Annotated in this window: 12 protein-coding genes, 1 tRNA gene and 1 other RNA gene; 5 read left to right on the forward strand and 9 right to left on the reverse strand. The window is 61.7% G+C overall.

Annotation, left to right across the window (positions count from 1 at the left end; genetic code table 11):
- Nucleotides 1-5: 5 nt before the first annotated feature.
- Nucleotides 6-350: a histidine triad nucleotide-binding protein gene (locus tag AC6HU3_RS09595; protein ID WP_497473546.1), complete on the reverse strand. Its 345-nt coding sequence runs from the start codon at nucleotides 348-350 to the stop codon at nucleotides 6-8.
- Nucleotides 351-454: 104 nt separating this feature from the next.
- On the opposite strand from AC6HU3_RS09595, the gene AC6HU3_RS09600 reads away from it, so the two are divergent.
- A tRNA-Phe gene (locus tag AC6HU3_RS09600) sits at nucleotides 455-527 on the forward strand.
- Between the two features lie 173 nt (nucleotides 528-700).
- Here AC6HU3_RS09600 and AC6HU3_RS09605 read toward each other — a convergent pair.
- Together AC6HU3_RS09605 and ssrA are read right to left on the reverse strand one after the other, a co-directional pair.
- Complete coding sequence (locus AC6HU3_RS09605) at nucleotides 701-2,158, reverse strand: LysM peptidoglycan-binding domain-containing protein (RefSeq protein WP_497473547.1); 1,458 nt, start codon at nucleotides 2,156-2,158, stop codon at nucleotides 701-703.
- Nucleotides 2,159-2,180: 22 nt separating this feature from the next.
- Nucleotides 2,181-2,532: a transfer-messenger RNA gene (gene ssrA, locus AC6HU3_RS09610) on the reverse strand.
- 117 nt (nucleotides 2,533-2,649) lie between these two features.
- Here ssrA and nuoF point away from each other — a divergent pair.
- Genes nuoF through trmB form a run of 3 tightly spaced genes read left to right on the forward strand, consistent with a single transcriptional unit; the run spans nucleotide 2,650 to nucleotide 5,611 of the window.
- Nucleotides 2,650-3,930 (forward strand): NADH-quinone oxidoreductase subunit NuoF, encoded by a 1,281-nt coding sequence (nuoF, locus tag AC6HU3_RS09615; protein ID WP_497473548.1) that lies wholly within the window; start codon nucleotides 2,650-2,652, stop codon nucleotides 3,928-3,930.
- Nucleotides 3,927-4,667 carry a signal peptidase I gene (gene lepB, locus AC6HU3_RS09620; protein WP_497473549.1) on the forward strand — a complete coding sequence of 247 codons (741 nt, stop codon included), beginning with the start codon at nucleotides 3,927-3,929 and terminating at the stop codon, nucleotides 4,665-4,667. Before nuoF ends, lepB begins: the two co-directional genes overlap by 4 nt.
- The gene (gene trmB, locus AC6HU3_RS09625) at nucleotides 4,664-5,611 is read left to right on the forward strand and encodes a tRNA (guanosine(46)-N7)-methyltransferase TrmB (RefSeq protein WP_497473550.1); all 948 of its coding nucleotides are present in this window, start codon (nucleotides 4,664-4,666) and stop codon (nucleotides 5,609-5,611) included. The genes lepB and trmB overlap by 4 nt, the downstream gene beginning before the upstream one ends.
- Here the strand turns inward: trmB and AC6HU3_RS09630 are convergent.
- The 4 genes from AC6HU3_RS09630 to AC6HU3_RS09645 are packed head-to-tail and all read right to left on the reverse strand — an operon-like array spanning nucleotide 5,600 to nucleotide 8,460.
- Nucleotides 5,600-6,523, reverse strand: a complete 924-nt coding sequence (locus AC6HU3_RS09630; protein ID WP_497473551.1) for a dihydroorotate dehydrogenase — start codon at nucleotides 6,521-6,523, stop codon at nucleotides 5,600-5,602. The genes trmB and AC6HU3_RS09630 overlap by 12 nt on opposite strands.
- A complete protein-coding gene (bcp, locus tag AC6HU3_RS09635) occupies nucleotides 6,513-6,989 on the reverse strand; it encodes a thioredoxin-dependent thiol peroxidase (RefSeq protein ID WP_497473552.1) in 477 nt (158 codons plus the stop codon). The genes AC6HU3_RS09630 and bcp overlap by 11 nt, the downstream gene beginning before the upstream one ends.
- 11 nt (nucleotides 6,990-7,000) lie before the next feature.
- On the reverse strand, nucleotides 7,001-7,702 hold the full coding sequence (locus AC6HU3_RS09640) for a hypothetical protein (protein ID WP_497473553.1): 702 nt from the start codon (nucleotides 7,700-7,702) through the stop codon (nucleotides 7,001-7,003).
- Entirely contained in the window at nucleotides 7,681-8,460 is a 780-nt protein-coding gene (locus tag AC6HU3_RS09645; protein ID WP_497473554.1) for an enoyl-CoA hydratase/isomerase family protein, read from the reverse strand. The genes AC6HU3_RS09640 and AC6HU3_RS09645 overlap by 22 nt, the downstream gene beginning before the upstream one ends.
- Nucleotides 8,461-8,574: 114 nt before the next feature.
- On the opposite strand from AC6HU3_RS09645, the gene AC6HU3_RS09650 reads away from it, so the two are divergent.
- Nucleotides 8,575-9,540, forward strand: coding sequence for a hydroxymethylglutaryl-CoA lyase (locus AC6HU3_RS09650; RefSeq protein ID WP_497473555.1), 966 nt, complete (start codon nucleotides 8,575-8,577; stop codon nucleotides 9,538-9,540).
- Here the strand turns inward: AC6HU3_RS09650 and AC6HU3_RS09655 are convergent.
- Together AC6HU3_RS09655 and AC6HU3_RS09660 are read right to left on the reverse strand one after the other, a co-directional pair.
- Nucleotides 9,491-11,362, reverse strand: a complete 1,872-nt coding sequence (locus AC6HU3_RS09655; RefSeq protein ID WP_497473556.1) for an RNB domain-containing ribonuclease — start codon at nucleotides 11,360-11,362, stop codon at nucleotides 9,491-9,493. The genes AC6HU3_RS09650 and AC6HU3_RS09655 overlap by 50 nt on opposite strands.
- A gap of 33 nt (nucleotides 11,363-11,395) precedes the next feature.
- On the reverse strand, nucleotides 11,396-12,328 hold the full coding sequence (locus tag AC6HU3_RS09660; RefSeq protein WP_497473557.1) for a TIGR00269 family protein: 933 nt from the start codon (nucleotides 12,326-12,328) through the stop codon (nucleotides 11,396-11,398).
- Between the last annotated feature and the right edge of the window lie 34 nt (nucleotides 12,329-12,362).

Consider the following 12,362-nt stretch of genomic DNA (forward strand, 5'->3'; position numbering starts at 1 on the left):
CCGGTTTATCCCGGGGGCCACCCCAGAGGACGGCCGCCCAGAAGGTGAACGTGAAGATGATAGACCGATTGCCCCGCGAAGGGACCGTTGTTGATCACCACCCGATAGCCTTCTCTTTCAAGGCCTTCTTTTTCGGCCACCGCCCGGGCAGCCAGGAGGAGTTCACCCAGAAGCTCCCGATCATCCGGTGTGGCGTCCGCGAGGCGCTCGATGTGTTTGCGGGGAATGATCAGGATGTGGGTGGGTGCCTGAGGGTTGATGTCCCGGAAAGCGACCCACATGTCCGTCTCCGCCACAATTGTGGATGGGATTTCCTTCGCAGCGATTTTGCAAAAGATGCAATCCTGCATGGTGAACCTCCCGTCCCTGACGGTGTGTTCAAGTATACACCCCCGGGGAAAAACCTGCAAATGTTGATGAACCCCGAACGGATCTGTATAATATCCATGCTTCTGCCGGGGTAGCTCAGTCGGTAGAGCACGGGACTGAAAATCCCGGTGTCCGCGGTTCGATTCCGCGCCCCGGCACCTTCCTGTTCTCCTTCAGGGTGGGGTGGTCTTGTTTCCCCGACATCTTGCCAACTCACACTTTCGGTGCGATGTTTCTCGGCTGTGGCGTGCACCCCATTCCTCCTGTGACGAAACACGACATTCCATCGGGCTCATGTTCTCAACGGGAGTCTGCGTACGAAGGCGTCGGTTCAGGAACTCCGGGACACGGGAATCCGGATCTTCATGCCCGGCCGGAGCCGCCGGGGGGAAGAAATGGCGTTGATGCGCATGAGCTCCCGCACCGAAACCCCGAAGGTCCGGGCGAGATCATAGAGGGTGTCTCCCCTGCGCACTTCATAAAGGAAATAGCTCCCTTCGGGGAGTTTGGGAGGCTTCCGGGTGCGCCGGGGACGGGATGCATACGCCCCCCGAACCGGTGGAGGGGGAACCAGAAGAACCTGGCCTGGCCGGAGCCGCCGGGGATTGCGGATGCCGTTCATCCGCATGAGCACGGAAACGGTGGTGCCATACCGCCGGGCGATATGGGACAGCGTCTCTCCCCGCCGGATCCGGTGCCGGGAAAACGTCTGCCATTTCCGGGGATCCTGATCCCGCTCAATGGCGGCAAGAAACGCGCCCTTCGTCCCCTCGGGCAGGCGAATCCGGAGCCCCTGGGGATGGGGAGGAAGGGCTTTCCGGCGCATCCAGGGGTTGAGTTTCAGAAATTCCCGCTCCGAAAGTCCCGCCCACCGGGCAAGGCGGGATAGGGTGGTGGGCTTCCGGAGTTCCACATAATCAAACCGGGGTGGCCCATCTTTCAGCCCCAGGACAAGTGGATCTTCCAGCCCCAGTTCGTCCCGGTGCAGGCGGAAAATTTCGTACATGGTGATGAAAAGGGGCACGTACATCCGGGTCTCCCGGGGAAGTCGGTGGTCGATGTCCCAGAAGGTCGTCCCCCCGGTCCGCTTCAGCGCCCGACGGATCTTCCCCTCCCCCACATTATAGGCGGCGATGGCAAGATCCCACCGGCCAAACTCCTCATACAGGGCTTTGAGATAGCGGATGGCCGCATCGGTGGAGCGGTAGGGATCCAGCCGTTCGTCCACCCACCAGTCCACCCGCAACCCGAATTTTCGGCCGGTGGAGGCGATGAACTGCCAGAGGCCCACGGCTCCTGCGCGGGAACGGGCCCGGGGATTGTAGGCGCTTTCGACGATGGGGAGATAGACGAGTTCCACCGGGAGCCCTTCCTCCAGAAGGCGGTCCACGATATATCCGTAATACGGTCGTCCACGCTCCACAATCCGCTTGAGATACCGTGTCCGCTTCCGGAGGGTGTATTGCACAAGACGCTGGATCTTTGCTCGTTCCTTCGGGGGAACGTCCAGAAAATTCAGGGAAATCCAGCCCTTCTCGCTCACCTCTCCCGGCCCGGCAAGGGCCTCCTCGTAAATCTCTTCCCAGGTGAGTTCGGCAAAGAGAGAATCCAGAGGGTCTCCCGGGTCAGGAGGGAAAAAGGCTTCGTCCACCGCTTCCTCCCAGAGATGGGGAAAATCCTCCACCTCCGGGGAGGGATTCCCCCGATGGAGGAAGGGGACCGATGCACAGGATACAAGCCAGATCGCCGAAAGAAGAACCGGAATCCGGGCCACCCGTAACGGTATCATCCAGAACTCCCTGCATCAAAACAGGTGGAGGCGGGGGGAATCGAACCCCCGTCCAGGAGGGAGGTGGTGGAGGCTCTCCGTGCGCAGCCCGCCTTCAGATCCCGGTTCCGCCTCCGGCGGGCGGGAGGCTCATGGAACCGGGTTCCCCCATGGATGTCCCCTCAGGACCGGGGGAAGGCCCTGAGAGCAAGCTCCGGTCTATGGCGCCCTTCTCCCACCCCGGAGCACGGTGGGAGAGGACGGGCTGCTCTGTCTTTAGGCAGCCAGCGCGTAGTTGTAGTCGGCAGCTGTTGGTTGCCGCTTTTTTACGAGGTGCGGCACCTCGGCACGCTCCTCCACGCACCTGCATCCCCCTGTCGAATCCTGTCGCCCCCACAGCTGCCCGTGAAATAGTATACGCGATGGGAGCAAAATTTTCAAGATTTGTTTCACGAACCTTTGAATTTCCGCACGCGGGACCGTATCATTCCCCCCACAAGAGGAGGTTGGCCATGGGCAAAACGCCGGATTTTCCGCGGATCTTGCTTGAGGGCATCGAAAACCCCGACGTCCGCACCCTGGAAGGGTATCGCAAAATCGGGGGGTATGAGGCTCTTCGCAAAGCCCTGACCTCCATGAAGCCGGAGGAGGTCATCGAAGAGGTGAAAACCTCCGGTCTCCGGGGACGGGGCGGTGCCGGGTTTCCCACCGGGATCAAGTGGGAGTTCGTGGCAAAGGCGAAGGGAGAACCCAAATACGTGGCTGTGAACGCCGACGAAGGCGAGCCCGGCACCTTCAAAGACCGGGTCCTGATGGACCACAAACCCCACATGGTCATCGAGGGGTCCATCCTGGCCGCCTATGCGGTGGGTGCCCGGGAAATTTATTATTACCTGCGGTGGGAATACCCCGCGCAATACCGGATCATGGAACAGGCCATTCAGGAAGCCTATGATGCGGGGTTCCTCGGAGAAAACATCCTGGGGACCGGCTTTTCTGTGGACATGTATCTCTTCCGGGGAGCGGGAAGCTACATCTGTGGAGAGGAAACCGCCCTCCTGAACTCCCTGGAAGGCAAGCGGGGGGAGCCCCGTCTCAAACCCCCTTATCCGGCACAGGCCGGACTCTATGGCCAGCCCACCCTGGTGAACAACGTGGAGACCCTGGCCTCGGTCACGGCCATTGTCAAAAACGGTGGGGAATGGTATCGCTCCTTCGGCACCGAAAAAAGCCCCGGCACCAAGCTGTTCAACGTGTCCGGCGGGGTGAAACGCCCTGGAACCTGGGAGATTCCCCTGGGATCCATCACCCTCCGGGAACTGGTGTTTGACCTGGCCGGAGGACCCCGGGACGGTCGGGAGATCGTGGGCATCATCCCCGGAGGGATTTCCACCCCCATCCTGGCACCGGATGAGTGGGACACGCCCCTGGATTATGAATCCATGCGGGAAAAGGGAACCTTCCTGGGGGCGGGGTCCGTGATCGTGATTGACGATTCCGTGCCCCTTGAGATCGTGTTCCGGCGCGCCATGGAGTTTTTCGCCCACGAATCCTGCTCCAAATGCACCCCCTGTCGGGAAGGGACCACCTGGCTGGTGCGGACCTTCCGGAGGATTGAAGAGCGTCTGGTGGAGCCGGTGGATGTGCAGGTGGTGATGGATCTCACCCGGTATATGGACGGAACCACCTTCTGTCCCCATGGAACCGCTGCAAGCTGGGTGGCCCAGGCGTTCCTGCGCAAATACGGGGATCGGCTGCTGCCTTCCCACCTCCAGCGCCTCTCCACCGCATGAGTCAGGTTGCCACAACCCGGAAACACACCCATTCCGAAAGGCAAAAGGGGGGGCGTCTTCGTTCCATCCTCTGGACGCTCGTGGTTCTCTTTTTCCTGCGGGCGTTCGTGGTCCAGGCGTATGTCATCCCTTCGGAATCCATGCTCAACACCTTTCTGCCCGGCGATTTTCTGCTCGTGGCCAAGTTCGTGTATGGAATCCAGATCCCCTACACCACCCTGAAGGTCCTGGAGTTCAACAAACCGGATCGAGGGGAAGTGGTGGTGTTCAACTTTCCGCTGGACCTCCGGAGGGACTTTGTGAAGCGGTGCGTGGCGGTGGCGGGGGACACGGTGGTGATCCGCCACAAGGTTCTTTTCGTGAATGGAAAAGCCGTGGACGAACCCTATGTGATCTACAAAGACACCACGGAATACCCCCCCCTCCTCCCGGATTCCCTCCTCACACCCGAAGCCCGGAAGGAATATCAGAAAGCCTGGGAACAGCGGCGGTTTGCCCGGGATCCCCGGGTCCGGGATAACTTCGGTCCGGTGGTGGTTCCCCCCGGGACCATCTTCGTCATGGGGGACAACCGGGATAACTCCCTGGATTCCCGGTTCTTCGGGCCCCTCCCCCTCACCCATGTGAAGGGAAGACCCCTGATCATCTATTTTTCCTGGGACCCCCACGGTCCCTGGTGGAAGGTGTGGGAGCGCATCCGGTTTCACCGGCTCTTGCGGATCGTCTACAACGCATGATCCATCCAGGCCCCATCCTCGTAGACCTTCCTCCCTGGCCCGAAGTTCGGCCGGCTCCCTTCCGCCCGTGGAAACACCTTTCCGTCCTTCGGGGACCGGTTGGGCTGGAGATTGGTTTCGGGGACGGACGATTCCTGGCAGCCCTGGCCCGGGAGCGTCCGGATCTCCTGTGGGTGGGGATCGAAGTTTCCGGCCATGCCATCCTCAAAGCGGCACGACGGATCCAGCGAGAAAACCTGTTCAACGTGATGCTCCTCAAGGGGGATGCCCGGACGTTGCTGGAACTCCGTTTTGCTCCGGGTTCGGTGGTGGAGGCTTATATCAACTTTCCCGACCCCTGGCCCAAAAAGCGCCACAGTGAACGACGTCTGGTGCGGGAGGACTTCGCCCGCCTGCTTGCCTCACGGATGGCACCGGGCGGGGAACTCCAGGTTGCCTCGGATCACCCGGCCATCTGGGAGGGGATGGAAGAGCTCAAGGAACTTCCCTTTTTCAGAGACGTTCCCGTCCGGGAAGGTCCCCGGACCAAATATGAACAGAAATGGCTCCGGGAAGGGCGGACCATCCGAAAAGCCCGGCTTCGCCTGATCCATCCTGTGGATGGCCCCCCGGTGCCGGAGGAGGAACAAATCATGGATCATCGGGTGCTGGAACAAGGAGCCCTGGAAGGCCTTTCGCGCCTCGCGCCGGAAACGGTGGTGCACCTGGACGGTGGTCTTCTCAAGGTTCTCCGTGCCTATCGGGACGAGGAAGAGGGTGTGATTCTGGCCCTGGTGGTGGATCACCGGTGGGGACTCCGCCAGACGGTGCTGTTCCACCTTCACCCCTACCGGGATCACCGCCTGCTCCTTGCACCCGTGCACACGGATCAAATTCTTGTGAGCCGGGCGGTTCTGGAGGCCCTGGACTGGCTTGCGGGGACCCTATCCGGATCAGGGCTCTGAAGGAACTTCCGGGAATTGAACGCTTCCCACCAGGTCCTGAAAGCGTTCAAGGCCCTGCCGTTCCAGATAGTCCGGCAGGGTATCCAGAATCCGGAAGGGAAGTTCGGGATCCTGAAACAGGGCCGAACCCACCTGGACCGCCACCGCCCCAACCAGGAAATAGGCCAGGGCGTCTTCCACCCGGGAGATCCCCCCCACCGCCACAATGGGAATGGAGACCACCTGATAGGCCCGCCACACGAGATACAGGGTCAGGGGGTGAATGGCCGGTCCGGAGAGCCCTCCCATGCCCCGGGGGAGACGAAACATCCGTCGCTCCACATCCACCGCCGTGCCCGGGTAGGTGTTGGCGATCACCACCGCATCTGCGCCTCCGGCTTCCGCAGCCCGCGCTTCTTCCCGGATGTCCACAAAACTCGGCGTGAGTTTCACCCAGAGGGATTTCTCCGTGCGTCTGCGAAGACGGGCCACAAGGCGTTCCAGGGCCAGGGGGTCCTGTCCAAACAGCAGCCCACTTTCCACATTGGGACAGCTCACGTTCACCTCGATGGCCTGCACCGGCGCCTCATCCGCAAGGTCCACCATGGCTTCAAACTCCTCCTCCGTTCGTCCTTCCACGTTGAGCACCACCTCCACCCCCTCCTCCTGAAGAAGGGGGAGGACCTCGGCGACGTAACGCCGGATACCCATATTCTCAAGGCCGATGCTGTTCAGAAGCCCGCAGGGGGTTTCCACGATCCGGGGAGGGGGATTGCCTTCCCGGGGCTCCAGGGTCAGCCCTTTGGACACCACCCCTCCCAGACGGGAAACCGGAAAGGTTCCGAGAAGTTCGGTTCCATATCCAAACGTGCCCGATGCGGTGAACACCGGATTTTGAAAGCGCGCCGGCCCGATCCGGATTTCAAGATCCATGGCCCATGAGGTCCTTCAGGTCTTCCAGCACCTTTCGGGCATGGCCCGCCACCCGGACGTTGGGATAGACTTTCGCGATGTTGCCCTCGGGATCAATCACAAACGTGGTGCGAACCGTTCCGAAATAGGTGCGCCCGAAGCGTTTCTTCTCCTGCCACACCCCATACGCCTGGACCACGGTTTTGTCCGTGTCGGCAAGGAGGTGGAAGGGAAGGCCCAGTTTTTCTTTGAATTTCCGGTGGGATTCCGGGGGATCCACGCTCACCCCCAGGATCACCGCTCCCAATTCAGCAAATTTCTCCGCAAGATCCCGGAAGTCTTCGGCCTCCCGGGTGCAGCCGGGGGTCATGTCTTTGGGATAGAAATAGAGCACCACCCATCGCCCCCGAAAATCCCGGAGGCAGCGTTCGGTTCCCTCCTCATCCGGGAGGCAGAAGTCCGGGGCAGGCATCCCTTCCTTCAGCATGGCGTTCCTCCTTATTGCGGGAACTGGAGAAGCCGGGCATCCACATAGGCCGTGTCCGGCGCGGTGAACTCAAAGAGGGTCACAAAGGTGTCCGCTCCGGCAGGAAGGGCACGATCCAGATCCAGGAGGAAGGTCACCGTGGTGTCCAGGAACACCCGGGAGAGGGTCTGGCCGTTCCGGTATTCCGAAAGGCCCTGGGTGTCCGTCCAGAGCACCCGGATCCCGCTCCCCCGGACAAGGCGCACGTCCCCGGCAAGTCTTCCCGAGGCGAACGCCCGGGGCCAGATCACATACACATACGTGGACTCCGGGAGCACCATCCGGCCGATCACCGCCGCTTGGGCGTTCACCCACGCGAGCACCCCATCCCAGGTCTGGGTGGACGTTTCGCCCGCGGAGACATAGGTGAACACAGCCTCCACGGTGGTGTCCGGAGGGGCAGAGCTCGGGAAGGCAATGCGGTAGGGGGACCCTTCCGGCGTGAGGGCAAGGGACGTGTCAAACACAAGGGTGTCGGAGGGAAAGATCAGGGCCAGCTGGGTGAGCTCCGCCTCACCGTCCACGCTGATCTTTGCCTCCACCTCGCCCAAAGAGGGGTAATACACCAGATGGTGGACGGTGAGGGTGCCCGGAAAGAGGGTCTCCACCAGCCGCCGGCAGGAGAGCCCACCGAGGGCAAGCAGACCGGCGATCAGGACGATCTTTCGGTCCATGCGGGTCTCCGTTTTTCCAGAAAGGCTTTCATGCCTTCCTGAGGTTCCCCGGTGGTGAAAAGATAGGAAAAGGTTTCCGCCTCAAAGGCCTGGGCCACCGGGAAGGGCATGTCCATCCCCCGCAGGATCATCCGTTTCGCAAGGGGAATGGCGTGGGGCCCACCTTTCAGCACATCCTGAGCCACCTCCAGGGCGGTCTCCAGCGCCTTGCCGTCTTCCGCGAGAACTTCGACCAGGCCAATACGATGGGCTTCTTCGCCGGAGATCCTTCGGCCGGTCAGGATGAGATACCGGGCCCATCCGGTGCCCACCAGACGGGGAAGACGCTGGGTGCCCGCAAAGCCCGGAATAATGCCCAGATGGACCTCCGGCTGGCCAAACTGGGCCGAACGTTCGGCCACACGGATGTCGCAGGCCATGGCAAGTTCCATCCCACCCCCCAGAGCATAGCCGTGCACAGCGGCGATCACCACCTGAGGGAGTTCTTCCAGCATCCCGAACACCCGCTGTCCCTTTCGGGCAAAGGCCACCCCGGCCTCCGCGTCGAAGTTGCTCATGGTCCGGATATCGGCACCGGCCACAAAGGCCCGGCCCTCTCCCCGGAGAATCAGGACCCGCAGGGAAGCATCCTGTTCCACGTCCCGGAGAAAGGCCTCCAGTTCATCCAGCACTTCAAGGCTCAGGGCGTTGAGTTTGTCCGGGCGGTTGAAGGAAAGAATCCCGATAGCATCACGCCGTTCAAAGGTCAGAAACTCCATGATCCTCCTCCGTGTTTTCGGCCTTGCGGGGATATTATACGAACCCGGACACAGATCATCAAAGGCACCTTCCCGGGCGATGACACTTCCGGATCCGTGCTCTATCCTTAAGCCATGCTGTGGATCACGGAAGTGGCTCCAAGGGATGGCCTTCAGAACGAGGCACAGCCTGTCCCCACCGACGTGAAGATCGCCTTTGTGAACGCCCTGTCCCGGACAGGCGTTCAGGAAGTGGAAGTGTCCTCCTTTGTGTCCCCCCGGTGGGTTCCCCAGCTTGCCGATGCGGAGGAGGTGTTTGCCCGGATCGAACGAGTCTCCGGTGTGGTGTATTCCGCCCTGGTCCCCAACATGAAGGGTCTGGAACGGGCTCTTCAGGTGGGAGTGGACAAAATTGCGGTGTTCACGGCGGCCTCTGAAACCTTCAACCGGAAAAACACCAACGCTTCCATTGCCGAATCCATTGCCCGTTTCCGGGACGTGGTCGCCCGTGCCCGGGAGGCAGGGATCCCCGTGCGGGGCTACATTTCCACCGCCTTCTATTGCCCCTTTGAGGGGAAGATCGCCCCCCGACAGGTTCTGCCCGTGGTGGAGCAGCTCCTGGATCTCGAGGTGGAGGAGGTGGACCTCGCCGACACCATTGGCCGGGCCGTTCCCCGGGACATCCGCGCCCTCCTGAAAGAGGTCCTCCGGCTTCTTCCCCCAGAGCGCATCGTCCTTCACGTGCACGATACGTACGGGACCGGGGTTGCCAACGTCCTCACCGCTTATGAAGAACTGGGCATCACCCGGTTCGACAGCTCCGCCGGAGGGCTGGGGGGCTGTCCCTTTGCACCGGGAGCAACGGGCAACGTGGCTACCGAGGACATCGTGTATGCCCTCAAAATGAGCGGGGCTCCCGTCTCCGTGTCCCTTTCGGCTGTAAAACAGGCCGTGGACCTGATCCGCCCCCACATCTCCCGCCCCATTCCCTCCCGTCTTTATGGAGTGCTCACCACCCGCTCCAATCTGGACCAGGTGATCGAACGGGATCTCAGAGAGGGCGAACGTAGAGAAGCCCGCGGCGGGGATAGGCCCGCTTGACCTTCACCCGGATGGGCTCCCCCCGCCTTCCTTCCCGCGGCGGCTGGAGAATACCCTGATAGTGAAACTGGGGAAAATACACCCGTTCCGGTGACATCCAGTATCCCTCAAGTTCCGGGCGTTCCCGGTCCAGAAGGGTGAGAATCCAGAACACCCGTCGTGCGCGCATCCCCTGACGGGCCCGGGTGGAAAAGGTTTCATACGCCTGGGCCCACGTGATCATGGCTTCCTCACCGAACGCCGGCTCGCCCGTGGCCTCGTGGTGGAGAAGCTGGAGCTGGATGACCAGGTCCAGAAACCGGCGGATGGGGGAGGAAATCTGGGTGTAGACGTCCACGCCCAGACCGTGGTGGGGCCGGGGGGTGGACGTCCAGATGGCCGGGGCGAAAAAACGGCCCACATAGGTGGGGAGAAGGGGATCGTCCAGATCTTTCGGCGTGGGCCGTTCAGCCGGAGGGTCGGAGGCCCGGAAGGCGATGGGGACACCCCGCCGAAGAGCCTCCACCGCGGCGAGATGGTTGATCCGGACCATCCACTCCATCACCGCGAGATGTCCCTCATGGGGGATCTCTCGCTCCACCTCGATGTGTTCCCCCTCCACCCGGACCTTGATGTCCGGAAGGAGAAGGGAAAACGCCCCCCGTTCTTCCCGTTCCCGGGTCCAGGCCCGGGTGATCTCGTGAAGGATCCGGCCTTCCGGATGTTCCAGAAGATACGTGCGAAGTTCATCCGGAGTCCATCGATCCCGGAGGCGCACCCACCCCCACCGAAAGGCAAACGAGCGGACGGCTGTCCCCTCCCCCTCAAGATCCAGGATCAGGGCGGGACGGGCTTCCTCCGTTGTGAGGGTGAAGCGCTGCTCCACCCACAGGGGTGGCATCATGAACAGGGTTTCTTCGGGGAAATACAGGGTGAGCATCCGGCTTTCTGCAAGGTCCAGCAGGGGATGCCCGGGGTTCAGCCACGCCGCAGGGGCTGCAATATACAGGGAGAACCGCAAGCCCCGGGGGGTGATTTCAAACGCGAAGGCGTCGTCCACCTCCACCGTGGACGGATGGTCCACCGCGATCCCGTCTCCCCGGGTTTCGGTGAAACTATCCTCATACGCCGGACGCTCAGAGAGTGCCAGCTCCGGCGTTTCCCGAAAGGCCCGGACCACACCCAGGCGATAGGGGATCTCGTTGATGCCGGCCTCCACCACGCCGGCCTTTTCCAGGCGTTCCAGAAGGATATCCGGCGGAGGCAGGCCGGGCAGGGACTCCCCTTTGAGGGCGGCCGTCCGCATCTGCTCCAGAACGCGCATCAGGAGATCCTGCGCTTCAGGGTCGGAAAAGGTCTGTTGCAGGGCGTCCAGGGATGGGTCCGGCTGTTGAAGCCAGGAGGCCACCGCTTCCTGAACGTCCTGTTCCAGGCGTTCCCGTTTTTCCTTTTCTTCCAGGGCTTTCAGTTCTTCCCGGCTCCGGACCACCACCTCCCCCGACCGGAGGAGTTCAAAGGCGCGGTGACGGGAAATCAGGAGAAGCAGTCCCCCACGTTCCTCGGGAGAACCTGCCAGGGAGAGAAAATCCGGAAGGGGCATGCGCTCCCCTTCCACAAGATCCAGCAGATCTTCAACCGAAGGCCGGGGAAGGCGATCCAGCACGTCCTGGAGCCTTCCTCTGCGCTCCGCATCGCTTCGGGGAAGGTCACCCGGCACGTCCAGCTGGAGGATGATGTCCCGGGAACGGTTTTTCAGCACCTTCTCTGGCGTCCACACCCGCTCCCGATCCTCGAGAAAACCCCAGAGGATCCTGCCCCGAACCAGAAGGGCCACCACGGTCATCGTGTGTTGCTCCCCATACGCCGGGATAGGGAATCAGGAGCGGATTTCGGTGGGGGTGGTTCGACCCACCAGACGGCAGAAGGCGCACACGTCCAGGGTGGTGGGCATGCCGCACACCTGGCAGGAGCGCAGTTCCGGCATATCTTCTTCCTGGATGCCGGAAAGCACCCGGTCCCGGAAGGCAAGAAACTCCCGATAGAACCGGAGTTTGGTCCCGGGCGAGCGCTCCTCCAGGGTGTTGAGGATTTCCTTATAGAGAATGCTTTTCGCCCCCTCCGCGAAGGGACATTCGTCCCGGATATAGTCAATGCCATTGAAAATCGCATACAGGGCCACTTCCTTTTCGCTCATGAAGGCAAAGGGTTTGGCTTTGGCAGCCATGGCGGGGTGGGTGGAGGGAAGGAAGGGTCCCTGACGGGCGAGATACCGGACATCCCACCGCAGGGTGTTCCCGAACAGGGTGGCCACCTCGTCGTCCAGGTTGTGGCCGGTGACCACCACCCGGTATCCCCCGGTTGCCGCCTTCCAGTTCATGAGATAGCGCTTCACGGTGCCACACATGGAGCAGGGGACCTGATGGCGCCGGTGTTTCACAAGGTCGGGAATGGCGAGGTGATGCCGCTCACGCAGGGGATAGATCTCCACCGGGATCCCGAACTTCTCGCTGAACGTCTCCACCTTCTGTCGGGATACGGAGGAATACCCGATGCCCCCGTCAATGCCCAGGTCAATATAGAAGCCATGGACGTTGTAACCGTGTTTGGCGAGGAGATAGAGCACGGCCAGGGAATCTTTTCCGCCGGACACAGCCACAAGAACGGGATCCTCGGGGGTGAACATCCGGTATTTCCGGATGGTTTTCAGAACCTCCCGTTCAAAGCGTTCCACAAAATGATCCCGGCACAGCGCCAGGTTGTGCTGGCGCAGATGCACCTGAGCCCGGGCTTTGCAGATTTTGCATTTCATGACGCGTTTAGGATACACACCTCCGCACGGTCCA

The sequence above is a fragment of the Caldifarcimen microaerophilum genome (genome assembly GCF_055387105.1).